This window comes from Stenotrophomonas sp. GSD10, assembly GCF_056172695.1.
Window position 1 is genome coordinate 4,433,530 of the sequence record NZ_JAOCMC010000002.1, and the last position, 24,118, is coordinate 4,457,647.

Below are 24,118 nucleotides of genomic sequence, written 5' to 3' on the forward strand. Positions count from 1 at the left end.
GGCAGGATAGCGGCGCGTGCGAACCGATGGGCTGCGACACGCGGTCGCAGCCCATGACAGTCACATGCCCGAGTAGTTCGGGCCGCCGCCGCCCTGCGGGGTCACCCAGACGATGTTCTGGGTCGGGTCCTTGATGTCGCAGGTCTTGCAGTGCACGCAGTTCTGCGCGTTGATCTGCAGACGCGCGTTGTCGGCTTCGCCGACGAACTCGTACACACCGGCCGGGCAGTAGCGGGCTTCCGGGCCGGCGTACTCGGCCAGGTTCACCTTCACCGGAATGCTCGGATCCTTCAGCGTCAGGTGGCTGGGCTGGTTCTCGTCGTGGTTGGTGCTGCTCAGGAACACCGAGCTGAGACGGTCGAAGGTCAGCACACCGTCCGGCTTCGGGTAGGTGATGCGGGTGTGCTGGGCCGCCGGCTCCAGGCAGGCATGGTCCGGCTGGGTGCGGTGCAGGGTCCACGGCGGGTTGCGCACGCCCAGCTTGGGCAGCAGCCACTGCTCCACGCCGGTCATCAGCGTGGCCACGGTCTGGCCCTTCTTGAACCACTGCTTGAAGTTCTTGGCCTGCTGCAGTTCGGTGAACAGCCAGCTGGCTTCGAAGGCTTTCGGGTAGGCGCTCAGCTCATCGTGCTGGCGGTCGGCGGCGAGCGCATCGAAGGCGGCGTCGGCGCACAGCATGCCGGTCTTGATCGCCGCGTGGCTGCCCTTGATGCGGCTGGCGTTGAGGTAGCCGGCTTCGCAGCCGACCAGTGCGCCACCGGGGAACACGGTCTTGGGCAGCGACAGCAGGCCACCGGCGGTGATCGCGCGTGCGCCGTAGCCGATGCGGGTACCGCCTTCCAGGTGCTTGCGGATGTCCGGGTGGGTCTTGAAGCGCTGGAATTCCTCGAACGGGCTCAGCCACGGGTTCCTGTAGTCCAGGCCGACCACGTAGCCGATGGCGACCTTGCCGCCGTCGGCGTGGTACAGGAACGCGCCGCCGTAGGTGTCGCTGTCCAGCGGCCAGCCGGCGGCATGCACCACCAGGCCCGGCTCATGCTTGGCCGGGTCGATCTGCCACAGTTCCTTGATGCCGATGCCGTAGGCCTGCGGGTCCTTGCCTTCGTCCAGTTTGTAGCGGGCGATCAGCTGGCGGCCCAGGTGGCCGCGCGCGCCTTCGGCGAAGATCGTGTACTTCGCCTGCAGGGCCATGCCGCGCTCGAAGGCCGGGCCGATGCTGCCGTCCTTCTCGATGCCCATGTCGCCGGTGGCCACGCCGATCACTTCACCGTTGTCGCCATACAGCACTTCGGCGGCGGCGAAGCCCGGGAAGATGGCCACTTCCAGCGCCTCGGCCTGCTGCGCCAGCCAGCGCGTCACTTCACCCAGGCTGATGATGTAGTTGCCTTCGTTGTGGAAGCACTCCGGCAGCAGCGCGTTGGGGTGCTGCGCGAACCGGTTTCGCTGAGGAACAGGAATTCGTCGCGGGTGACCTTCTGTTTCAGCGGTGCGCCACGCTCGGCCCAGTCCGGGAACAGTTCGGTCAGCGCGCGCGGGTCCATCACCGCACCGGACAGCACGTGCGCGCCCGGCTCGGAACCCTTCTCCAGCACGCACACCGACAGTTCACGGCCGGCCTCGATCGCGCGTTGGCGCAGGCGGATCGCGGTGGCCAGCCCGGCAGGACCGGCGCCGACGATCACCACGTCGAATTCCATTACTTCACGCGGGGGCAGGGCGTTGGCTTCAGCGCTCATCGATTGCATGACTCGTGGGTAGGGCCGGCATCGGGGCCACCGGCGGTGCCTGGGAATCGCGCGTGCGGCCACGGGCGAAACGGTTGTTTGAATGTGTCAGGGTACCGGGCCGCGCGTGATCGAGCTAGATCGGCGATGTTCACGTCATGATTGCTGCAGTGCAGCGAACGGCCTCAGCCCGGGTGGGTGCCGACCTTGGTCGGCACGCTCTGCCCGGATGACCGACAATGGCCCGGTCCTGACTGCGTGTGAGTGCCATGGCTTTGCATCCGTACGATCTGTTCGATGTCCGTTCCCTGCTCAACGAGGAAGAGCGCGCGGTGCAGGAGAGCGTGGCCCGCTTCACCAACGAACGTGTGCTGCCGATCATCGGTGATGCCTTCGACCAGGCGCGCTTCCCCGATGAACTGGTGCCGGAAATCGCGTCGCTTGGCCTGCTCGGCGCGACCCTGCCCGCACAGTACGGCGGCGGCGACCTCGGCGCGGTCAGCTACGGCCTGATCTGCCAGGAGCTGGAGCGCGGCGATTCAGGCCTGCGCAGCTTTGTCTCGGTGCAGAGCTCGCTGTGCATGTACCCGATCTACGCTTACGGCAGCGAGGAACAGCGCCAGCAGTGGCTGCCGGCGATGGCGCGCGGCGAGCTGATCGGCTGCTTCGGCCTGACCGAGGCGCACGGCGGCTCCGACCCGGCCAGCATGAAGACCCGCGCGGTGCGCGATGGCAGCGACTGGCGCATCAGCGGCAGCAAGATGTGGATCACCAGCGGCCCGGTGGCCGATCTGGCCATCGTCTGGGCGCAGACCGAGGACGGCATCCAGGGCTTCGTGCTGGAAAAGGGCATGGCCGGTTTCACCACGCAGGAGATCAAGCACAAGATGAGCCTGCGCGCGTCGCTGACCGGTGCGCTGTTCTTCGATGATGTGCGCGTGCCCGACAGCCACCGGCTGCCGAATGTGAAGGGCCTGAAGGGGCCGCTGGGCTGCCTGACCCAGGCCCGTTACGGCATCAGCTGGGGCCCGATCGGCGCGGCCATTGCCTGCCTGGATGAAGCGCTGGGCTATGCCAAGGAGCGCGTGCTGTTCGGTCGTCCGCTGGCGGCCACGCAGAGCGCGCAGATCAAGCTGGCCGAAATGGCCCGCCGCATCACCACCGCGCAGCTGCTGGCGTTGCAGCTGGGCCGCCTGAAGGAAGCCGGCCAGCTGCAACCGCAGCAGGTCAGCCTGGCCAAGTGGAACAACTGCCGCATGGCCATCGACATCGCCCGCGAGTGTCGCGATCTACTCGGTGGCGCCGGCATCACCACCGAGCATGTGGCGATCCGCCACGCGCTGAACCTGGAATCGGTGATCACCTATGAAGGCACCGAGACCGTGCACCAGCTGGTGATCGGGCGTGAGCTGACCGGCATCAACGCGTTCTGACATCTGGTTCTGGAGGGTGCCAACCCTGGTTGGCGCTCCCGTGCCGACCAAGGTCGGCATCTACCAGGCGATCATTCGCGCATGGCGTGGATCTTACTGGCCGCCGGCAAACCCGTGCTGGCGCCAGGCCTCGTACATCACCACGGCCACGGTGTTGGAAAGATTGAGGCTGCGGTTGTCCGGCCGCATCGGCAGGCGCAGGCGACAACCATCGGGCAGGGCATCGAGCACGTCCTGCGGCAGGCCACGGCTTTCCGGGCCGAACAGGAATGCATCTCCGTCTTCGAACGCCACGCTGTCATAGCGCACGCTGGCACGCGTACTCAGGGCGAACAACCGCTTCGGTGCGATCCGCGCCAGCGCGGTATCCAGATCAGGGTGCACCTGCAGGCGCGAATACTCGTGGTAGTCCAGCCCGGCGCGCTTGAGCTGCTTGTCTTCCAGTGCGAAGCCGAGCGGCTCGACCAGGTGCAGCTGCGCGCCGGTGTTGGCGCAGAGCCGGATCACATTGCCCGTGTTGGGCGGGATTTCCGGTTGGAACAGGATCACGTGGAACTGGGGCGCGGCATTCATCGGCGCAGTGTACCTGCGGCGGCCGCAGCCCATACGGCGCACGCCCTGCGCGAGGCAGGGCGGCACCGCTTACGGGCGCAGCAGGACCTGGGCGGTTTCGGTGGCCAGGGCCTGCAGGTCGGCGGCGCTCGGGCGCACCTGCAGGGCCGGCAGGTTGACGATCACCGAGTGGGCGACGTTGGTGGCGGCGGCAGCCAGGGTGGCGGCATAGCGCTGGGCTTCCAGTTCGGCGGCCAGGGCGACGCGCTGTTCCAGGCTGGGGCGCACTTCCACCGAGGCCAGGGTCGTGATCGGCATCGCGGCGGCAACCGGGGCGGCGACGTAGCCGTTGCGCTCGGCCAGCTGGTCGGCGCTCGGGCGCACTTCCACGGTGGCCAGGGTCGGGATGCCGCTGGCGCGTTCCCAGGCCTGCTGGGCCAGCTGGTCGGCGGCCGGGCGGACCTGCACGGTGTCCAGGGTCTTGATGGATTCGGAGGCCTGCACCGACGAAACAACCGCGGTGCCGGCGATCAGGGCGATGGCGATGGCAATGGTCTTGGCGTTCATGACGGGGCCTGTTTAGTGTTGGTGAGCAGTGGTGTGGTAGTAAGGTAGTACACCGATTCTGGGCTTGCAAGGAAAATTTTCGATTTCCTGCATTTGTTCAGTCTTCAGTCAGCTTTCGTCTGAAGCCCTTCCTGGCGCAGGAAGTACCAAGCAATCCCCGTGCCAACTTTTAATCATTGATTTACAAGGGTTTTTGTCGGTCTGGAAAGTGTCCGCTGGGCGGACACCTGTCCATTCGATGGGCGGCGGACACTGTCCGGACGCCGCTTGCGGGGGCATGTGACCGCCTCTACCGGGCCGCGAAGGGCGCGTGGATGGCGCAGAGGGGCAAACACCCCCAGTGACTGCCGACCGATTCCGGCCACTGCGGGCGCAGGCTAGGATCGGGGTTCACCTATGTGACCAAGGATCTGGATATGTCTTTCGCCGTTCGCCCGCGCGCTGCACTGCTGGCTGTCGCCCTCAGCACCGCCCTGGGCACGCTTGCGCCCACCTCCGCGCTGGCCGCCAGGCCGGCGGCACCGGCCAGGGTCGACATTCCGTATGAGCAGTTCACCCTGCCCAACGGTCTGCGCGTGATCGTGCATACCGATCGCAAGGCGCCGATCGTGGCGGTCAACGTCTGGTACCACGTCGGCAGCAAGGACGAACCGGCCGGCCGCACCGGCTTTGCGCACCTGTTCGAGCACCTGATGTTCCAGGGCAGCGAAAACCACAGCGGCGAATTCTTCGAACCGTTCAAGCAGGTCGGTGCCACCAACCAGAACGGCACCACCAACACCGACCGCACCAACTACTTCGAGAACGTGCCGACCACCGCGCTGGACATGGCGTTGTGGATGGAATCGGACCGCATGGGCCATCTGGTCGGTGCGATCGACCAGGCCGCGCTGGATGAGCAGCGTGGCGTGGTGCAGAACGAGAAACGCCAGGGCGAGAACCAGCCGTATGGCCAGGCCTGGGACCAGCTCACCAAGGCGCTGTACCCGGTGGGCCATCCGTACCACCACGGCGTGATCGGCTCGATGAACGATCTCAACGCCGCGTCGCTGGATGACGTGAAAACCTGGTTCCGCACCTGGTACGGCCCGAACAACGCGGTGCTGGTGCTGGCCGGCGACATCGACCTGGCCACCGCCAAGGACAAGGTCGCCCGTTACTTCGGCAGCATCCCGGCCGGCCCGAGCATGGCGCAGCCGGCGGTGAACGTGGCCAAGCGCAGCGCCGATACGCGCGAGACGATGACCGACAAGGTGCCGCAGGCACGTATCTACCGCGCCTGGAACGTGCCGCAGGTCGGCACCACTGACATCGACCAGCTGCAGCTGTTCGCGCAGGTGCTGGGCGGTGCCAAATCCTCGCGCCTGAGCCAGCGCCTGCAGCACCAGGACAAGCTGGTGGACAGCATCGGTTCGGGCCTGTCGTCGTCGCAGCTGGGCTCCAACTTCCTGATCGTGGCCACGGTCAAGCAGGGCCAGGACCCGGCCAAGGTCGAGAAGATCATCGATGAGGAACTGGACCGGCTGATCAAGCAGGGCCCGACCGCCGCCGAACTGGAGCGCGCCAAGACCGGCGCCCGCGCCGGCTTCATCCGCGGCATCGAACGCATCGGTGGCTTCGGCGGCAAGGCCGACGCGCTGGCCGAGTGCGCGGTGTTCACCGGCGATCCGGGCTGCTTCCGCACCTCGCTGGCCAACATCGAGAAGACCACCGCCGCCGATCTCAGCCGCCTCGGTGCGCAGTGGCTGGACAAGGGCAGCCACACCCTGGTGATCGCACCGGGTGAGCGCGTGGCGCTGAAGGAAGAACCGAGCCAGGCGCCGAAGCCGTTCACGGTGCCGGCGGTGGATCCGAAGTACAGCACCCTGCCCGACCAGGTTGACCGCAAGGCGGGCGTGCCGCAGACGCGCGAGTTCCCGCAGCTGAAGTTCCCGGCGCTGCAGCGCGCCACGCTGAAGAACGGCACCCAGGTGATCCTGGCCGAGCGCCATGAGATTCCGGTGGTGCAGTTCAGCTACCAGTTCCCGGGTGGTTTCAGCGCCGACCAGGGCCGCAAGCCGGGCACCGCCAACTTCACCATGAGCCTGATGACCGAAGGCGCCGGCAAGCTGGGGTCGCTGGCCTTCGCCGATGCCGCCGACGCGCTGGGTGCCAGCCTCGATGCCTCGGCCGGGCTGGATTCGATGAGCGTGGATCTGTCGGCCCTGAAGGAGAACCTGGCGCCGTCGCTGGCGCTGTACCGCGATCTGCTGCGCGAGCCGCGCTTCGAACAGGGCGAGATCGACCGCGTGCGCGCCACCTGGATCGCCGGCATCCAGCAGGAGAAGGTCAACCCGGGTGCGGTGGCGATGCGCGTGCTGCCGCCGCTGCTGTACGGCAAGGGCCATCCGTACGCCATTCCGTTCACCGGCAGCGGTGATGAAGCCGCCATCAGCGGCCTGACCCGCGAGGATCTGGTCGACTTCCACCACGACTGGCTGCGCCCGCAGAACGGCACCCTGATCGTCGTGGGTGACACCACGCTGGCCGAGATCGTGCCGCTGCTGGACAAGCAGCTGGGCGACTGGAAGGCCGCCGGCGATGCGCCGCAGGTGAAGGCGGCCACCGATGTCGCGCTGCCCAAGGGCCCGCGCGTGTTCCTGATCGACCAGCCGGGTGCGGTGCAGGCCAATCTGTTCGCCGGCCAGGTGGTGCCGCCGTCCAGCGCCGCCAGTTCGACCCGCTTCGACATCGCCAACGGTGTGATCGGTGGCGACTTCACTTCGCGCCTGAACATGAACCTGCGCGAGGACAAGCACTGGTCCTACGGTGCGCGCAGCAGCGCGACCAGCTCGGTGGGCCAGCGCCCGTGGATGGCCAGTGCGCCGGTGCAGATCGACAAGACCGGCCCGGCGATGGCGGAAATGCGCAAGGAGATCGCCGCGTTCGCCGATGGCAGCAAGCCGGCTACCGCCGACGAGGTCAACCGCATCCGCAACATCCAGACCCTGAGCCTGCCCGGTGCCTACGAGACCGCCAGTGCGGTGGCTGCGACCATCGGCTCGATCGTGCAGTTCAAGCGCCCGGACGACTACGTGCTGCGCCGCAAGGCCGAGATCGAGGCGATGACCCCGGCGCAGGTGCAGCAGGCCGCCGCCGAGATCAAGCCGCAGGCGCTGACCTGGGTGGTGGTGGGTGACCTGAAGCAGACCGAAGCGGCGGTGCGCGCGCTGAACCTGGGCGAGGTGACCGTGATCGATGCCGAAGGCAACCCGGTGAAGAAATAAGGGATGTGCCTGCCCGCCGAGGCGGGCAGGCCTCCCGGTAGTGCCGGCCGCTGGCCGGCAACCCGGTGACCCCGCCGCTGACCCCGACCCCGGCTACCCCCGATTCAGGCTGTTCAGGCAGAATCCCCTCAACCCCTTCCAGGATCTGCCCATGCGCATTCTGCTGCTGTCCTCCCTGCTGCTTACCGTCACCGCCTGTACCTGGGTGCCGATCGAACCGGCCGGCAAGGCGACCCGCGTGCTGCCTGCAGGGCCGGTTCCGGCCGGCTGCATCGCCAAGGGCGAGGTGGTGGTGTCGGTGAAGAGCAAGGTCGGCTTCTACAACCGCAACCCGCTGCGCGTGCAGGAAGAGCTGGAAACCCTGGCCCGCAACGAGGCCCCCAGTGCCGGTGCCAACGCCGTGCAGGCCGCTGCCGCCCCCGCCGACGGCAGCCAGCGTTTTGCAGCGTTCCAGTGCCCGCCGCGCTGAACGCTTCACCATACGGGCAAGGCTGAATTCGTAAAGATGCGGTGAAAGCCCGGGGGTTATAGAATAGCGCCCCCTTTGCCTGAGCCTTGGCGCTAACCTCGATGCTCTTCAAGAATGTCTCGATCGCCGGCCTGGCACACGTCGACGCGCCGCATACGCTGACGACCAAGGAAATCAACGAACGCCTGCAGCCGACGCTGGATCGCCTGGGCATCCGCACCGACGTGCTTGGCGATATCGCCGGCGTGCACGCGCGCCGCCTGTGGGACAACGGCGTGCTGGCCTCGGACGCGGCCACCATGGCCGGCCGCAAGGCGCTGGAAGATGCCGGCATCGAAGCGACCCAGGTTGGCCTGCTGGTCAATACCTCGGTCAGCCGTGACTACCTGGAGCCGTCGACCGCGTCGATCGTGTCCGGCAACCTCGGCGTCAGCGACGAGTGCATGACCTTCGACGTCGCCAATGCCTGCCTGGCCTTCATCAACGGCATGGATATCGCTGCGCGCATGATCGAGCGCGGTGATATCGACTATGCGCTGGTGGTGGACGGCGAGACCGCCAACCTGGTGTACGAGAAGACCCTGGAGCGGATGACCGCCCCGGACGTGTCCGCCGATGATTTCCGCAATGAGCTGGCGGCGCTGACCACCGGTTCGGGTGCCGCGGCCATGGTGATGGCGCGCTCGGAACTGGTGCCCGACGCGCCGCGCTACAAGGGTGGCGTGACCCGCTCGGCCACCGAGTGGAACCAGCTGTGCCTGGGCAATCTGGACCGCATGGTCACCGACACCCGCCTGCTGCTGATCGAAGGCATCAAGCTGGCACAGAAGACCTTCGCTGCCGCCAAGATCGCACTCGGCTGGGCGGTGGAGGAACTGGACCAGTTCGTCATCCACCAGGTCAGCCAGCCGCACACCGCCGCGTTCATCAAGAACTTCGGCATCGACCCGAAGAAGGTGATGACCATCTTCGGCGAGCACGGCAACATCGGTCCGGCCTCGGTGCCGATCGTGCTGAGCAAGCTCAAGCAGCTGGGCAAGCTGAAGAAGGGCGATCGCATCGCGCTTCTGGGCATCGGCTCGGGCCTGAACTGCTCGATGGCCGAAGTGGTCTGGTAAGACCTCCTGTAGAGCCGAGCCCATGCTCGGCTCACGCGCCCAGCGCGGTTCCACCGCGGCCTGACCGCAGAGCAGCCGAGCATCGGCTCGGCTCTACAGTGCGCCGCGATTCTCACTAGGTGTTCCGCATGCGCGATCTTCCCGGTTACCCCGCCCACCCGCAGCGTTTCGAGGTTCGTCCCGGCCTGTCGATGAGCTATCTCGACGAAGGCCCGCGCGACGGCGAGGTGGTGGTGATGGTGCACGGCAACCCGTCGTGGAGCTATTACTGGCGCACGCTGGTGGCCGGCCTGTCGGACAGGTACCGCTGCATCGTGCCGGACCATATCGGCATGGGCCTGTCGGACAAGCCCGACGACCGCCACTACGAATACACCCTGCAGTCGCGCGTGGATGATCTGGATGCACTGCTCAAGCACCTGGGCATCACCGGCCCGGTGACCCTGGCCGTGCACGACTGGGGCGGCATGATCGGCTTCGGCTGGGCGCTGTCGCACCACGCACAGGTCAAGCGCCTGGTGGTGCTCAACACGGCCGCCTTCCCGATGCCGGCGGCGAAGAAGATGCCGTGGCAGATCGCGCTGGGCCGCCACTGGAAGATCGGTGAGTGGATCATCCGCACCTTCAACGCGTTCTCCTCCGGCGCCTCGTGGCTGGGCGTGGAGCGGAAGATGCCGGCCGACGTGCGTCGCGCCTACGTGTCGCCGTACAACAGCTATGCCAACCGCATCAGCACCATCCGCTTCATGCAGGACATTCCGCTGTCGCCGGCCGACAAGGCGTGGTCGCTGCTGGAACGCGCCGGCAAGGCGCTGCCGTCGTTCGCCGACCGCCCGGCCTTCCTCGGCTGGGGCCTGCGCGACTTCGTGTTCGACCACCATTTCCTGAAGGGCTTCCAGGCCGCGCTGCCGCAGGCCCAGGTGCATGCCTTCGAGGACGCCGGCCATTACGTGCTGGAAGACAAGCACGACGTGCTGGTGCCGGAAATCCGCGCGTTCCTGGACAAGAACCCGATCTGACGAGGCGTGCCGACCAACGGTCGGCACCCACAGGGGAAGGAATGGGTGGGTGCCGACCGTTGGTCGGCACGCCGCACTACGCCGCGATCGGTGCCTGCGGTGGCGAGGAGGGGCTGTTGCCGTTGTCGTCCGGATGGTCGTCGTCGTTGCCGGCTTCATCGCGCCAGCGCCAGTCGGCCAGGGTCAGCGGGTCCAGGCCATAGGCGATGCGCGCCTTGTCGCACTGCGGGCTGGCTTTGCCGTACTCCCACGATGCGTCCACCTCGCGGCACACGCTGGGCCGGTTGGGGTGGATGGTGCAGCGCGAATACACCCCGATCTGCGCATCCAGCGCCACGCAGCGCACCGGCTTGGAGTGGGTGCCGCGCATGCACAGGCGGTGCGGGTCCAGCACCTCGGTCAGCTGGTGCGGTACGCCGCCGGGGGTGACCTCGTCCGATTCCATCCAGTGGAAGGCCACGCGGTATTGGGTGCAGCAGGCGCCGCAGGTCATGCAGGGGTGTTGCATGGGCAAGCCGCCTCGGGCGGCAGTCGGAATCGGGAACGAGGCAGCGGATTTTCCACGAAGCGGGCCGCCGCGCAAGAAATTCCGTAAGCGGCGACAATGAACGGATGAACCGACCCTGCAACATTGCCGCGCGCCTGCCTGAACTGGCGCGTGAACGCCCCGACCAGATCGCCATCCGCTGCCCCGGCCGCCGCGGCGCCGGCAACGGCATGGCCGCCTACGATGTGACCCTGGATTACCGCCAGTTGGACGCCCGCAGCGACGCCATGGCCGCCGGCCTGGCCGGTTACGGGATCGGCCGCGGCGTGCGCACGGTGGTGATGGTGCGGCCCTCGCCGGAGTTCTTCCTGCTGATGTTCGCGCTGTTCAAGCTGGGGGCGGTGCCGGTACTGGTCGATCCGGGCATTGACCGGCGCGCGCTGAAGCAGTGCCTGGACGAGGCGCAGCCGGAGGCCTTCATCGGCATTGCGCTGGCGCATGTGGCGCGCCTGGCGCTGCGCTGGGCGCCCTCGGCCACCCGCCTGGTCACGGTCGGGCGCCGGCTGGGCTGGGGTGGCACCACCCTGGCCGCGCTGGAGCGCGCCGGTGCCCGTGGCGGCGCCATGCTGGCCGACACCGATGGCGAGGACATGGCCGCGATCCTGTTCACCAGCGGCTCCACCGGCGTGCCCAAGGGCGTGGTCTACCGCCACCGCCACTTCGTCGGCCAGATCCAGCTGCTGGGCAGTGCCTTCGGCATGGAAGCGGGCGGGGTGGACCTGCCGACCTTCCCGCCGTTCGCGCTGTTCGATCCGGCGCTGGGGCTGACCTCGGTGATTCCGGACATGGACCCGACCCGGCCGGCACAGGCCGATCCGGCGCGCCTGCACGATGCCATCCAGCGTTTCGGCGTGACCCAGCTGTTCGGCTCGCCTGCACTGATGCGGGTGCTGGCCCGGCACGGCCGACCGCTGCCGGGCGTGACCCGGGTGACCTCGGCCGGGGCGCCGGTGCCGCCGGACGTGGTCGCCACCATCCGCAGCCTGCTGCCGGCCGATGCGCAGTTCTGGACGCCTTACGGCGCCACCGAATGCCTGCCGGTGGCGGTGGTCGAAGGCCGCGAACTGGAACGCACGCGCGCGGCCACCGAGGGCGGTGCCGGCACCTGCGTAGGCAGCGTGGTGGCACCGAACGAGGTGCGCATCATCGCCATCGACGACGCACCGCTGGCCGACTGGTCGCAGGCGCGCGTGCTGGGCGTGGGCGCGGTGGGTGAGATCACCGTGGCCGGGCCGACGGCCACCGACAGCTACTTCAACCGCCCGCAGGCCACGGCGGCGGCAAAGATTGCCGAAACCCTGTCCGATGGCAGCACCCGCATCGTCCATCGCATGGGCGATGTGGGCTACTTCGATGCGCAGGGCCGCCTGTGGTTCTGTGGCCGCAAGACCCATCGGGTGGAAACCGCCGCAGGGCCGCTGTACACCGAACAGGTCGAGCCGGTGTTCAACACCGTGGCAGGGGTGGCGCGCACCGCGCTGGTGGGGGTGGGGGCTGCCGGAGCGCAGCGGCCGGTGCTGTGCGTGGAACTGCAACGTGGCCAGTCCGACAGCCCGGCGCTGCAGGACGCGCTGCGCGCGCATGCCGCCGCCCGCCTGCCCGAGGCCGGCCTGCAGCACTTCCTGGTGCATCCGGCGTTCCCCGTCGATATCCGTCACAACGCCAAGATCGGCCGCGAGAAGCTCGCCGTCTGGGCCAGCGCCGAACTGGAGAAGCGCGCATGAAGATCCTGGTCACCGGTGGTGGTGGTTTTCTTGGCCAGGCGCTGTGCCGCGGTCTGGTCGAGCGTGGCCATCAGGTGCTGGCGTTCAACCGCAGTCACTACCCGGAGCTGCAGGCGATGGGCGTCGGCCAGATCCGCGGCGACCTGGCCGATGCACAGGCGGTGCTGCATGCGGTGGCCGGCGTCGATGCGGTGTTCCACAACGGCGCCAAGGCCGGCGCGTGGGGCAGCTATGACAGCTACCACCAGGCCAACGTGGTCGGCACCGACAACGTGATCGCCGCCTGCCGCGCGCACGGCATCAATCGGTTGGTCTACACCTCCACGCCCAGCGTGACCCACCGCGCCACCCACCCGGTGGAAGGGCTGGGTGCCGACGAAGTGCCGTACGGCGAAGATTTCCAGGCACCGTACGCGGCGACCAAGGCGATCGCCGAACAGCGCGTGCTGGCCGCCAACGACGCCACGCTGGCCACGGTGGCGTTGCGCCCGCGCCTGATCTGGGGCCCGGGCGACCAGCAGCTGGTGCCGCGTCTGGCCGAGCGCGCGCGGCAGGGCCGCCTGCGCCTGGTTGGCGATGGCAACAACAAGGTCGATACCACCTACATCGACAACGCCGCGCTGGCGCACTTCCTCGCTTTCGAGGCATTGGCACCGGGCGCGGCCTGCGCGGGCAAGGCGTACTTCATCTCCAACGGCGAACCGCTGCCGATGCGCGAACTGGTCAACAAGCTGCTGGCTGCCGTGGGTGCGCCGACCGTGGACAAGGCGATCAGCTTCAAGACCGCTTACCGTATCGGTGCGGTGTGCGAGCGGCTGTGGCCGCTGCTGCGCCTGCGTGGCGAACCGCCGCTGACCCGCTTCCTGGCCGAGCAGCTATGCACGCCGCACTGGTACAGCATGGAACCGGCACGCCGCGATTTCGGCTATGTGCCGCAGGTCAGCATCGAAGAAGGGCTGCGCAGGCTGAAGGCTTCATCTGCTGCATAGATCGCCGTCACTGGTTGCACACCGCCAGATCGGGAGGATGGACCCACGCCATCCAACGGCCCGGACATCTGCGAGGAGCGCCATGCTGCATTACGCCGTCATTTTCTTTGTCATCGCCATCATTGCCGCCGTGCTCGGTTTCTCCGGCATCGCCGGTGCGGCCAGCAACATCGCCTGGATCCTGTTCGTGGTGTTCCTGATCCTTGCGGTGATCTCGATGTTCCGCAAGCGCGGGTAGAGTCGAGCGTGCTCGACTGACGTGCCTGTAGAGTCGAGCTTGCTCGACTACCTCAAAAGCAGTCGAGCATGGCTCGACTCTACAGATGCGGGTTTCCCGGGTTACACCAGCGCCTTGTCAGCCGCATGGCGCTCCAGCGCCAGCTCGATCAACCGCGTGATCAGCGCGGTGTAGCCCAGCCCGCTGGCGCCCCACAGTTTCGGATACATGCTGATGCGGGTGAAGCCGGGCAGGGTATTGATCTCGTTGATGACGATCTTTCCCTCGGCGGTGAGGAACACATCCACCCGCGCCATGCCCGCACACTCCAGCGTCTGGTAAGCCTGCAGCGCGATCTGCTGGATGCGTGCCTGGGTGTCGGCATCGATATCGGCCGGCACCACCACCTCGGCACCGTCGGCGTTGATGTACTTGGTGTCGTAGGCATAGAACTCATCGTGCAGCACCACCTCACCGCACACGCTGGCCTGTGGCTGCGCGTTGCCCAGCACGGCGCACTCGATCTCTCGGCCGACCACGGCCGATTCCACCAGTACCTTGTGGTCATGGCGCAGCGCCAGTTCCAGTGCGGCAGCAAAGTCGTGCGCGTCCTTCACCTTGCTCACGCCTACCGACGAGCCCTGGTTGGCTGGCTTCACGAACAGCGGCAGCCCCAGCTGCGCGATCAGCGCCGCCACGTCCACCTGCGCGGCCTGATGGCGGCGCAGACATACCCAGGGCGCCACCGCCAGGCCGGCATCGCGCAGCAGGCGCTTGGCCACGTCCTTGTCCATGGCCGCTGCCGAGCCCAGTACCGATGACCCGACGAAGGGCAGGCCGGCCATGCGCAGCAGCCCCTGCAACGCACCGTCCTCGCCCAGCGGCCCGTGCACGATCGGCAGCACCACATCGATCTGGCCGAGCGCGGTGGACGCCTGTACCGGTTGCAGCGGCGCCTGCCCGGCCCCCGGCCGCAGCGCCAGCGTGGTGCCGGAGGGACGCAGCGCAATGCGCGCCGGATCATCGGCATTGAGCAGGAAGGTGTCTGGCTGGCTCAGGTGCCACTGGCCCTGCTTGTCGATGCCGATCAGCACCGGCTCGAAGCGCTCGCGGTCGAGCGCGTCGAGGATGTTCTTCGCCGACTGCAGTGAAACTTCGTGCTCGGAGGAGGTGCCCCCGAAGATGATGCCGACCCGGGTCCGTGCCATGGGGAATGCGATGTCCTGTGCGTTGCGTGGCCGTACAGCATGAACCTTCCATTGCCGCTCAGGTGAGGCGCGGATGAACCATCAACCGGGTTCGATCCCGTTGCTGCGCAACGGGCTCTGACCCCTGCCCTGCCACGGGTAGCGCGCTGTTGTGGTTGATCCTGCCGGCCAGCGGCCGGCACTACCGGCGGGTGCCGGGCGGCAGCCCGGCCCAAGCTCCTCACCCACGCAGGTAGAATGCGCACATGGCTCTTTCCCTGCTCAAGTCCCTCAAGCCGGCCGCCGGCCGTGCGCTGCAGATCGCCCTGAACCGCGCGCTGGCGCTGGATCCGGATACCCGTCTTGCGCTGACCGGTCTCGATGGCCGGCATATCGACCTGACCCTGGAGGCGCCCTCGCTGGCGATGCGCATCAGCGTCGAGGGCGATCAGCTGCGGGTGGGCCCAGTGGACGCGCAGGAAGCCGATCTGGCCGTGCGCAGCAGCCTGGCCGGCGTGCTGGCGCAGCTGCCGCTGCTGGCCAACGCACGGCGCGGCGACAGCCATGGCAAGGGCCGCGTGCGCGTGGCCGGCGACGCCGAGCTGGCGCGGCGCCTGCAGCAGCTGGCCAAGGGTTTTGATCCGGACTGGCAGCAGCCGTTCGTGAGCGTGTTCGGCGAGGTGCTGGGCGTACAGGTGGCCAACACTCTGCGCAGCGCCCTGCAGCACGCGCGCCAGGGGGCGATCGATCTGGCCCACAGTGCCGCCGAATTCATCACCGAGGAATCGCGCGACGTGGTGCCGCGCGCCGAACTGGAGGCCTTCCACGATGACGTGGATGTGCTGCGCGATGATGTCGAGCGCCTTGGCGCGCGCGTGCAGCGCCTGCGGGGTGCCGCATGAAGGCGCTGTTGCGGGCCAGCCGTATCGGCCGGGTGATCCTGCGTTACCGCCTCGACGATCTGCTGCAGGGCACCCCGGCCGAGCGCTGGTTGCGCCTGGCCAAGCCGTTCGTGCCGCGTGCCTCCGCCGCCATCGCCGCACAGTCGCGTGGCGCACGCCTCCGCCTGGCGCTGCAGGACCTGGGCCCGATCTTCGTCAAGTTCGGCCAGATCCTGTCCACCCGCCGCGATCTGGTGCCACCGGACGTAGCCAACGAACTGACCCTGCTGCAGGACCGGGTCAAGCCGTTCGACGGCGATACTGCGCGCCGCATCGTGGAAGAAGCGCTGGGCCTCCCGGTCAGCGAGGCGTTCGCCAGCTTCGACACCGAACCACTGGCCTCGGCCTCGATCGCGCAGGTGCATGCCGCCACCCTGGCCGATGGCCGCCAGGTGGTGGTCAAGGTGCTGCGTCCGGGCATCGAGAAGCAGATCGACGCCGACATTGCGCTGCTCAATTCGCTGGCCACGCTGGTCGAGCGCACCCATCCGCGTGCCGACAAGATCCGCCCGCGCGAAGTGGTGGCCGAAGTGGAAAACACCCTGGCCGCCGAGCTGGACCTGCAGCGCGAAGGCGCCAATGCCAGCGTGCTGCGCCGCTTCTGGGAAAACAGCGACGATTTGTACGTGCCGGAAGTGATCTGGAGCCATACCGCCGAGCGCGCGCTGACCCTGGAGCGCGTGTGGGGCATCCCGTCCGACGACATCGCCGCGCTGGACAAGGCGGGCATCGACCGCAAGGCGCTGGCGGCCAAGGGGTGCGGGTGTTCTACACCCAGGTGTTCCGCGACAACTTCTTCCATGCCGATGCGCACGCCGGCAACATCTGGGTCGACACCGATCCGTCGCGTCGCGCCAACCCGCGCTTCATCGCGCTGGACTTCGGCATCATGGGCCAGCTCTCGCAGGAAGATCAGTACTACCTGGCCGAGAATTTCATGGCCATCTTCAACCGCGATTACCGCCGCATCGCCGAGCTGCACGTGCAGGCACGCTGGATGCCCGACCACGTGCGCATCGATGATCTGGAAGCGGCAGTGCGTTCGGTGTGCGAGCCGTACTTCACCCGCCCGCTGTCGCAGATCTCGCTGGCCGAAGTGCTGATGAAGCTGTTCCGCGTGGCCCAGCGCTACCAGCTGACCCTGCAGCCGCAGCTGATCCTGCTGCAGAAGACCCTGCTCAACATCGAAGGTGTCGGCCGCCAGCTGGACCCGCAGATCGACATCTGGGCGGTGGCCAAGCCGGTGCTGGCGAAGATCCTGCGCGAGCGCTACAGCCCGCGCCGGGTGGTGCGCGAGATCGGCAAGCGGCTGCCGGAAATCATGACCCATGCGCCGGACATGCCGCGCCTGGTGCATGCCTGGCTGACCCAGCAGGTGGAGGGCCGCCATGAGCTGGCGATGCGCTCGCGCGATCTGGTCGCGCTCGATGCCAGCGTGCAGCGCCTGCAGAAGCGCGCGGTCGGCGCGATCACCGGGGTCGGCCTGCTGGCCATCGCCGCGCTGATGTACGTGTTGCAGCCGCCGGGCTGGTACTGGGGCGACCTGCCGATGTGGAGCTGGCTGTCCGGTGCGATCGGCGCGGTGGCGCTGGCGCGCGCCTGGTGGAAGTAGACGCCATGCTGCAGGCGCTCAAGGACGAGCTGGCGCGCTTTGGCGCCGACAACGACGCGCGTGAGACCGAGCGCGGTCGGCGCATGCTCAACATCACGCCCGATACCGGTGAATTCCTGTCGGTGCTGGTGCGCTTCGGCAACGCACGGCGGGTACTGGAAATCGGCACCTCCAACGGCTATTCCACGTTGTGGCTGGCCGAAGCCGCCGCTGCCGTCGATGGCCATGTGACCACGCTGGAGTTCGCCGAGGACAAGGCGGCGATGGCGCGTGCCACATTCGCACGCAGCGGCCTGGAGCAGCGCATCACCCTGGTCCACGGCGATGCCGGTTGCTGGCTGGCGCAGGCGGCCGAGGCCAGCATCGATCTGCTGTTCCTCGACTCGGACCGCGAACAGTATGCCGGCTGGTGGCCGCAGCTGCGCCGCGTGCTGCGACCGGGCGGGCTGCTGGTGGTGGACAACGCCACCTCGCATGCAGCACAGATGGAGCCGCTGCGGGTGCTGCTGGCCGCGGATGCGGACTTCAGCACCAGCCTGGTGCCGGTGGGCAACGGCGAACTGCTGGCCGTGCGCAACACCTGACGGCTCTTGCCGCCGCGTCGAGCGTGCTCGACTGCCTCAAACCCCACGTAGAGTCGAGCTTGCTCGACTGCTTCGTACCCCATGTAGAGTCGAGCTTGCTCGACTGCTTCGTACCCCATGTAGAGTCGAGCTTGCTCGACTGCTTCGTACCCCATGTAGAGTCGAGCTTGCTCGACTGACGCGCGAAAGGCAGTCGAGCAAGCTCGACTCTACCGGGTTGGCCGCCCCCGTATAATCCGGCGGTGAGTACCGATACCGAAACCGCCCCCGAAACCGCGCCCCTGCAGCTGCTGCACCTGGATGAACGCCTGGCCGTGGTCAACAAACCGGCCGGGCTGATGGTTCACGACAGCAAGCTGGCCCGTGGCGAAGACGACTTCCTGGCCGACCGCCTGCGCGAGCAGCTGGGTCGCCCGATCTTCCTCGTGCATCGCCTGGATCGGGCCACCAGTGGCTGCCTGCTGCTGGCCTTCGACCGTGACACCGCCAGCGCGCTGGGCAAGGCGCTGATGGGCGGCGACGTGCTGAAGGACTATCTGACGGTGTGCCGCGGCTGGCCGGCCGAGCTGTCCTGGCAGGTCGATCACGATCTGGACGGTGGGCCGGGCAAACCGGTGAAGAAGCCAGCGATCACCGACTTCCAGCGCCTGGCGACCGGCGAGCTGTCGGTGCCGATCGGCGAATTCAGCAGTTCGCGTTATGCGTTGCTGCGCTGCCAGCCGCAGACCGGACGCTTCCGGCAGATCCGGCGGCACCTCAAGCACCTCTCGCACCACATGATCGGCGACACCAGCCACGGCGATGGCCGCCACAACCGCATCTTCCGCATGCAGGGTGTGCACCGCATGCTGCTGCACGCCGAACGCCTGCGTTTTCCCCATCCAGAGGGCGGCAGCGTGGATGTACGTGCGCCGCTGGACCGTGAGTTCCAGAAGGCGCTGGACCTGTTCGGCTGGAGCCAGGACCTGTAGACGGTAGTGCCGGCCGCTGGCCGGCATCCGCCCGATTCCGGTTGTCCCGGGATTGCCGGCCAGCGGCCGGCACTACCTCATTTCTTTTCCGGCTCGTTGACGATCGCGTCCAGGTCCTTCTGCAGGTCCGCAAACAGCGGCTGCATGCGTGCCTGGATGGCCACCATCACGTTCTGCATCAGCGCCGGGGTCTTGTCCAGCAGGCTCTGGCCGGCCGAACTCTCGTAGAACTCGGCCATCGCCAGCACGTCTTCCTTGCTGAAGGTCTTCTTGTACAGGTCCACGTACATCGGCCGCAGCTGCTGCCACGACAGGGCCTGGCGCAGGGTCTGGCTGGTGCGGGCCTGGATCCGCTTGAGCTGTTCCTGCTGCTGCGCGTTGAGCTGGCGCTGCGCGGCCACCTGCTGGAACTGCTGCTGCTGCATCGCCTCGATCTGCGGCAGCATGGTGTCGATCATGCTCTGCGCGCGCGAGGCCGACAGCAGGCGGTTGATGTCGCCGTCGGTCGGCGGCGCGGCCAGGGCCGGGGTGCTGGCCACGGCCAGCGCCAGCAACAGGGCGGCACGGCGCAGCAGGGACGGCAGGGCGGGTGCGAAGCGGGTCATGCGAAGCTTCCTGCGGTACATGGGACGGCCAGCATACCCGCAGCCAAGGCGAAGGCGGCGTGTTCGGTGCCTGATCGGCGGCATACGGTGCGCGATGTCGCACTCCGGTGCGTGGCTGCCGCTACAATGCGCGGATGGGCAGTGGACCGGTCACCATCAACGCGCAGCTTGAAATCCCCGACGGCGAGATCGTCGAGCGGTTCGTGCGCGCCAGTGGCGCCGGTGGCCAGAACGTCAACAAGGTGTCCACCGCGGTGGAACTGCGTTTCGATGTGGCCAACTCGCCCTCGTTGCCCGACCCGTTGCGCGAGCGCCTGCTGGCGCGACGTGACCGGCGGGTGACCGGCGAAGGCGTGCTGGTCATCGATGCGCAACGTTTCCGGACCCAGGATCGCAATCGCGAGGATGCGCGCGAGCGGCTGGCGGCCTTCATCCAGGCCGGGCTGAGCGTGCCCAAACCGCGCAAGGCCACCAAGCCGACCCTCGGGTCGAAACTGCGTCGTCTGGACGCCAAACGCGGGCGCGCGCAGATCAAGCGCGGGCGCTCATCACGTGACTGGGAGTGATTGCTTGAACAAGCCGACTTCGTTGCTGCCGGCCGTGCCGCCGCAGATGCCGCAGGTCAAACCCAACGCCTTCCTGCGCTGGCTGGCGCGCTGCACCCTGCGCATGGGCGGCTGGAAGGTGACCGGCACCCTGCCTGACATCCCCCGCCTGGTGTTCATCATCGCGCCGCATTCGTCCAACTGGGACGGCCTGTGGGGCATGGCCGCCAAGATCGCGCTGGGCATGAAGGTGAAGGTGCTGGGCAAGGCCTCGCTGTTCTGGTGGCCGCTGGGCCCGCTGCTGCACAGGCTGGGCGTGATCCCGCTGGACCGCAGCTCGCCACAGGGCACGGTGGGCCAGGCGGTGGACCTGCTGCGCAACAACGAGAAGATGTGGTTCGCCATCACCCCCGAGGGCACCCGCAAGGCGGTGAAGGACTGGAAGGCCGGCTTCCTGAAGATCGCCCGGATGGCCGACGTGCCGATCCTGGCCGCCTATTTCCACTACCCCGAGAAGACCATCGGCATCGGCCCGCTGTTCACCCCCAGCGGCGATGATGCGGCCGACATGGCCGCCATCCGCGAGTTCTACCGGCCGTGGATGGGCAAGACCCGCGGCACGGTCTGAGCCGCCTGCGGGCTGCCGCCTAGACGCCACGTCCGGCACATGCCGGGCGTGCGCGACAGGAGTAGGGTGGGCGGCTGGTATCCCGTACCGTCTGCCCAAGGAGCGTTCCACATGTCGCGTACCGTAGTCCTGGCCGCCGCCATCAGCCTGGCGCTGGCGGCCTGTTCCGGCAAGGAGTCCACCCCCGTGTCCGATGCACAGAAGACCCCGGCCCAGCAGCCGGCCGAAGCGTCCACCAATCCGCTGCTGAGTGCCAGCACGCTGCCGTTCCAGGCGCCGCAGTTCGACAAGATCAAGGACAGCGACTACCTGCCGGCGTTCGAAGAAGGCATGCGCCAGCACCTGGCCGACGTGCGCAAGATCGCCGACAGCAGCGAGCCGGCCACCTTCGACAACACCATCGTGGCGATGGAGCGCAGCGGCGAGACCCTGACCCGCGTGTCGCGCATCTTCTTCGGCCTGGTCCAGGCCGATACCAACGACGCGCGCCAGAAGATCCAGGAAGAAGTGGCGCCGAAGCTGGCCGCGCACCAGGACGAGATCAATCTCGACCCGAAGCTGTTCGCGCGCGTGAAGTCGATCTATGACCAGCGCGAAACGCTGGAACTGGACCCGGTGCAGAAGCGCCTGGTCGAGCATTACTACGACGGCCTGGTGCGCTCTGGCGCGCAGCTGTCCGACGCCGACAAGGCCTCGCTGCGCAAGCTCAACGTGGAAGAGACCACCCTCTCCACCCAGTTCCACACCCGCCTGGTGGCGGCTACTGCCGCTGCGGCCGTGGTTGTCGACGACAAGGCCAAGCTGGCCGGCCTGGACGAAGACGCGATCAACAATGCGGCCGCTGCCGCCAAGGACCGCAAGCTGGACGGCAAGTTCCTGCTGCCGCTGCAGAACACCACCCAGCAGCCGGTGCTCGGTTCGCTGAGCGACCGCGACCAGCGCGCTGCCGTGCTGAAGGCTTCGGAAACCCGCGCCGAGCGCGGCGATGCCAACGACACCCGGCAGACCGTGCAGCGCCTGGCCCAGCTGCGTGCGCAGAAGGCCAAGCTGCTGGGCTTTGACACCTTCGCCGACTACCAGCTGGGCGACCAGATGGCCAAGACCCCGGCCGCCGCGCTGAAGCTGCTGACCGACACCGTGCCGGCGGCCACCGCCAAGGCCCGCGCCGAAGCCGGCGAGATCCAGAAGGTGATCGACGCGCAGAAGGGCGGTTTCCAGGTTGCCGCCTCGGACTGGGACTTCTACGCCGAACAGGTGCGCAAGGCCAAGTACGATCTGGACGAGTCGCAGATCAAGCCGTACTTCGAACTGGACAACGTGCTGCAGAACGGCGTCTTCTACGCCGCCACCCAGCTGTATGGCATCACCTTCAAGCCGCGCACCGACATTCCGACCTACAACCCGGACATGAAGGTGTACGAAGTGTTCGACAAGGACGGCACCTCGCTGGCGCTGTTCTACACCGACTACTTCAAGCGTGACAGCAAGTCCGGTGGCGCCTGGATGGACGTGTTCGTCGAACAGGACGGCCTGACCGGTGCCAAGCCGGTGGTCTACAACGTCTGCAACTTCACCAAGCCGGCCGCCGGCCAGCCCGCGCTGATCAGCTTCGACGACGTCACCACGATGTTCCATGAGTTCGGCCATGCACTGCACGGCATGTTCTCCAACGTGAAGTACCCGTCGATCGCTGGCACCGCCACCTCGCGCGACTTCGTCGAGTTCCCGTCGCAGTTCAACGAGCACTGGGCGCTGGACCCGAAGGTGTTTGCCAACTACGCCAAGCACTACAAGACCGGCGAGGCGATGCCGCAGGAACTGGTCGACAAGATTCTCAAGGCGCGCAGCTTCAACCAGGGCTATGCGACCACCGAGTACCTGTCGGCCGCACTGCTGGACCTGGCCTGGCACACGCAGAAGGCCGACGCGCCGCTGCAGGATGTCGGCGCCTTTGAAGCCAGCGCGCTGAAGAAGTTCAAGGTCGACCTGCCGCAGGTGCCGCCGCGTTACCGCACCACCTACTTCGATCACATCTGGGGTGGCGGTTACTCGGCCGGTTACTACGCCTACTTCTGGGCCGAAGTGCTGGACCATGACGCCTACCAGTGGTTCACCGAACACGGTGGCCTGACCGCGGCCAACGGCCAGGAGTTCCGCGACAAGATCCTCTCGCGCGGCAACAGCGTGGAGCTGTCGACCCTGTACCGCGATTTCCGCGGCAAGGACCCGTCGGTGGAACCGCTGCTGAAGTTCCGCGGCCTGAAATAAGAAACAGAAAACGGCGGGGGCAACCCCGCCGTTTTTCCTTGTATAGCGTCGAGCTTGCTCGACGGCCTTTCCCGCCCTTGTAGCGTCGAGCTTGCTCGACGGTTTTCCCACGAAAAACCAGTCGAGCAAGCTCGACTCTACACAAGCGGCTTACGTCCCCACGTGCACGCGATTGGCCTGCTCGGCCAGGCCCAGGTGGTCCAGCGCGATATCCAGCGCCAGCACGTAGCTCTGCGCGCCATAGCCGGCGGCGATGCCCAGGCGCTGGCCGACACCGGCCGGCAGGCACGGTTCGGCCACCGCGCCGTCGTCATGCACTTCCACGTAGGCGTTGTGCAGGTAGGGCAGCAACCGCTGCAGGCGCAGGCTGTTGGCACACGCACCCGGATCGAGCAGGGTCACTTCGCCGCGGCTGTGGTCGGCCACGCGCAGCGCATCCAGCAGTTCCTGTTCCGAACCGCAGGCACGGATCGCCACGCTGGTGCCGGCGTCGATCGCACGATGCACCAGCGATTTCAGTACCGGTGCCGGCAGCGGCATGGCCGTGCGGATCAGCGCGCCGGCGGCTTCCGGGCCACGGATGATGAAGATCGACATGGCTCAGCCCTCCTGTGCCAGGCGGCGGCCGACAATGGCCAGCGACAGCGGATAGCCGGCCTGCTGGCTGCGCTGGTCGATCACCACCGCGGCCGGGCCGTGCTGCAGGTGCAGGCGCGCATCCAGGCCACGCTCGCTCGGGGCCTGCAACTCGATGTACTGCGCTGGTAGCCGTTCCAGCGCCGCCTGCAGTGCGCCACCTTCGGCCTGCCACTGCGCTTCGTCGGCCACGCCGACGTCCAGCAGTACCCAGGCGGCCGAGCGCGCCTGCGGCTGGCACAGGCACTGGCGTACTTCGGACAGGCTGGCGCAGTCGCTGCACAGCACGCGGTGGCCGGACAGCTGCGCCGGCAGCTGTGGGCGCGGTGCCGTCGCAGACGCGTGGCGGATCACCAGGAGGGTCATACAACACCTTGCGGAATGCGCCCTGCGGCGCGGTAGGCACACGATGCGCGTGGCGGCCGTAAAGGTGCGATGCCCGGAGCCGGCCCCGCGCGTAAATCCTGCGTAACCCCTGTTGTAGAGCCGAGCCCATGCTCGGCTTGTAGCGTCGAG

Annotated in this window: 21 protein-coding genes and 2 pseudogenes; 15 read left to right on the top strand and 8 right to left on the bottom strand. The window is 67.5% G+C overall.

Annotation, left to right across the window (positions count from 1 at the left end; translation table 11 throughout):
- Nucleotides 1-60: 60 nt before the first annotated feature.
- Nucleotides 61-1,736 (bottom strand): annotated as a pseudogene (locus N4G47_RS20550) (electron transfer flavoprotein-ubiquinone oxidoreductase).
- Between the two features lie 257 nt (nucleotides 1,737-1,993).
- Here N4G47_RS20550 and N4G47_RS20555 point away from each other — a divergent pair.
- On the top strand, nucleotides 1,994-3,157 hold the full coding sequence (locus tag N4G47_RS20555) for an acyl-CoA dehydrogenase family protein (RefSeq protein ID WP_049435445.1): 1,164 nt from the start codon (nucleotides 1,994-1,996) through the stop codon (nucleotides 3,155-3,157).
- A gap of 93 nt (nucleotides 3,158-3,250) precedes the next feature.
- Here N4G47_RS20555 and N4G47_RS20560 read toward each other — a convergent pair whose 3' ends face one another.
- Nucleotides 3,251-3,730, bottom strand: a complete 480-nt coding sequence (locus tag N4G47_RS20560; RefSeq protein WP_165375963.1) for a tRNA (cytidine(34)-2'-O)-methyltransferase — start codon at nucleotides 3,728-3,730, stop codon at nucleotides 3,251-3,253.
- A 69-nt stretch (nucleotides 3,731-3,799) separates the two neighbouring features.
- Entirely contained in the window at nucleotides 3,800-4,276 is a 477-nt protein-coding gene (locus tag N4G47_RS20565; protein WP_249842262.1) for an XAC0231 family protein, read from the bottom strand.
- Nucleotides 4,277-4,692: 416 nt separating this feature from the next.
- On the opposite strand from N4G47_RS20565, the gene N4G47_RS20570 reads away from it, so the two are divergent.
- From N4G47_RS20570 to N4G47_RS20585, 4 genes are all read left to right on the top strand, one after another.
- Nucleotides 4,693-7,542 carry a M16 family metallopeptidase gene (locus tag N4G47_RS20570; protein WP_475289802.1) on the top strand — a complete coding sequence of 950 codons (2,850 nt, stop codon included), beginning with the start codon at nucleotides 4,693-4,695 and terminating at the stop codon, nucleotides 7,540-7,542.
- 151 nt (nucleotides 7,543-7,693) lie between these two features.
- Nucleotides 7,694-8,011, top strand: a complete 318-nt coding sequence (locus N4G47_RS20575) for a DUF4156 domain-containing protein (protein ID WP_057496977.1) — start codon at nucleotides 7,694-7,696, stop codon at nucleotides 8,009-8,011.
- Nucleotides 8,012-8,112: 101 nt separating this feature from the next.
- On the top strand, nucleotides 8,113-9,129 hold the full coding sequence (locus N4G47_RS20580) for a 3-oxoacyl-ACP synthase III (protein WP_057496978.1): 1,017 nt from the start codon (nucleotides 8,113-8,115) through the stop codon (nucleotides 9,127-9,129).
- A 128-nt stretch (nucleotides 9,130-9,257) separates the two neighbouring features.
- Nucleotides 9,258-10,148, top strand: coding sequence for an alpha/beta fold hydrolase (locus tag N4G47_RS20585; RefSeq protein ID WP_475289803.1), 891 nt, complete (start codon nucleotides 9,258-9,260; stop codon nucleotides 10,146-10,148).
- Between the two features lie 76 nt (nucleotides 10,149-10,224).
- On the opposite strand, the gene N4G47_RS20590 is transcribed toward N4G47_RS20585, so the two are convergent.
- Nucleotides 10,225-10,656, bottom strand: a complete 432-nt coding sequence (locus tag N4G47_RS20590; RefSeq protein ID WP_046985344.1) for a YkgJ family cysteine cluster protein — start codon at nucleotides 10,654-10,656, stop codon at nucleotides 10,225-10,227.
- 104 nt (nucleotides 10,657-10,760) lie between these two features.
- Here N4G47_RS20590 and oleC point away from each other — a divergent pair, with 104 nt between their 5' ends.
- From oleC to N4G47_RS20605, 3 genes are all read left to right on the top strand, one after another.
- Entirely contained in the window at nucleotides 10,761-12,419 is a 1,659-nt protein-coding gene (oleC, locus tag N4G47_RS20595) for an olefin beta-lactone synthetase (RefSeq protein ID WP_475289804.1), read from the top strand.
- Nucleotides 12,416-13,408 (top strand): 2-alkyl-3-oxoalkanoate reductase, encoded by a 993-nt coding sequence (gene oleD, locus N4G47_RS20600; RefSeq protein ID WP_475289805.1) that lies wholly within the window; start codon nucleotides 12,416-12,418, stop codon nucleotides 13,406-13,408. Before oleC ends, oleD begins: the two co-directional genes overlap by 4 nt.
- 82 nt (nucleotides 13,409-13,490) lie before the next feature.
- The gene (locus N4G47_RS20605) at nucleotides 13,491-13,646 is read left to right on the top strand and encodes a DUF1328 domain-containing protein (RefSeq protein WP_107231440.1); all 156 of its coding nucleotides are present in this window, start codon (nucleotides 13,491-13,493) and stop codon (nucleotides 13,644-13,646) included.
- Between the two features lie 101 nt (nucleotides 13,647-13,747).
- Here N4G47_RS20605 and ddlA read toward each other — a convergent pair whose 3' ends face one another.
- Nucleotides 13,748-14,833, bottom strand: a complete 1,086-nt coding sequence (gene ddlA / locus N4G47_RS20610) for a D-alanine--D-alanine ligase (protein ID WP_475289806.1) — start codon at nucleotides 14,831-14,833, stop codon at nucleotides 13,748-13,750.
- Between the two features lie 245 nt (nucleotides 14,834-15,078).
- Here ddlA and N4G47_RS20615 point away from each other — a divergent pair, with 245 nt between their 5' ends.
- The 4 genes and pseudogenes from N4G47_RS20615 to N4G47_RS20630 all read left to right on the top strand — a co-directional run bounded on the left by N4G47_RS20615 (nucleotide 15,079) and on the right by N4G47_RS20630 (nucleotide 18,920).
- Entirely contained in the window at nucleotides 15,079-15,714 is a 636-nt protein-coding gene (locus N4G47_RS20615; protein WP_475289807.1) for a ubiquinone biosynthesis accessory factor UbiJ, read from the top strand.
- Nucleotides 15,711-17,365, top strand: a pseudogene (gene ubiB, locus N4G47_RS20620) (ubiquinone biosynthesis regulatory protein kinase UbiB). Before N4G47_RS20615 ends, ubiB begins: the two are co-directional and overlap by 4 nt.
- A gap of 5 nt (nucleotides 17,366-17,370) precedes the next feature.
- Nucleotides 17,371-17,949: an O-methyltransferase gene (locus N4G47_RS20625; RefSeq protein ID WP_475289989.1), complete on the top strand. Its 579-nt coding sequence runs from the start codon at nucleotides 17,371-17,373 to the stop codon at nucleotides 17,947-17,949.
- 242 nt (nucleotides 17,950-18,191) lie between these two features.
- On the top strand, nucleotides 18,192-18,920 hold the full coding sequence (locus tag N4G47_RS20630) for a pseudouridine synthase (protein WP_475289808.1): 729 nt from the start codon (nucleotides 18,192-18,194) through the stop codon (nucleotides 18,918-18,920).
- Nucleotides 18,921-18,997: 77 nt separating this feature from the next.
- On the opposite strand, the gene N4G47_RS20635 is transcribed toward N4G47_RS20630, so the two are convergent.
- A complete protein-coding gene (locus tag N4G47_RS20635) occupies nucleotides 18,998-19,525 on the bottom strand; it encodes a DUF2059 domain-containing protein (RefSeq protein ID WP_475289809.1) in 528 nt (175 codons plus the stop codon).
- A gap of 134 nt (nucleotides 19,526-19,659) precedes the next feature.
- On the opposite strand from N4G47_RS20635, the gene arfB reads away from it, so the two are divergent.
- From arfB to dcp, 3 genes are all read left to right on the top strand, one after another.
- Complete coding sequence (arfB, locus tag N4G47_RS20640) at nucleotides 19,660-20,091, top strand: alternative ribosome rescue aminoacyl-tRNA hydrolase ArfB (protein WP_107231447.1); 432 nt, start codon at nucleotides 19,660-19,662, stop codon at nucleotides 20,089-20,091.
- Nucleotides 20,092-20,137: 46 nt separating this feature from the next.
- Nucleotides 20,138-20,698 (top strand): lysophospholipid acyltransferase family protein, encoded by a 561-nt coding sequence (locus N4G47_RS20645; protein WP_235652498.1) that lies wholly within the window; start codon nucleotides 20,138-20,140, stop codon nucleotides 20,696-20,698.
- 111 nt (nucleotides 20,699-20,809) lie between these two features.
- Nucleotides 20,810-22,966 carry a peptidyl-dipeptidase Dcp gene (gene dcp, locus N4G47_RS20650; RefSeq protein ID WP_475289810.1) on the top strand — a complete coding sequence of 719 codons (2,157 nt, stop codon included), beginning with the start codon at nucleotides 20,810-20,812 and terminating at the stop codon, nucleotides 22,964-22,966.
- Nucleotides 22,967-23,116: 150 nt separating this feature from the next.
- On the opposite strand, the gene N4G47_RS20655 is transcribed toward dcp, so the two are convergent.
- The gene (locus N4G47_RS20655; protein WP_004153636.1) at nucleotides 23,117-23,563 is read right to left on the bottom strand and encodes a 3-dehydroquinate dehydratase; all 447 of its coding nucleotides are present in this window, start codon (nucleotides 23,561-23,563) and stop codon (nucleotides 23,117-23,119) included.
- A 3-nt stretch (nucleotides 23,564-23,566) separates the two neighbouring features.
- A complete protein-coding gene (locus N4G47_RS20660) occupies nucleotides 23,567-23,968 on the bottom strand; it encodes a hypothetical protein (protein ID WP_475289811.1) in 402 nt (133 codons plus the stop codon).
- Nucleotides 23,969-24,118: the final 150 nt, after the last annotated feature.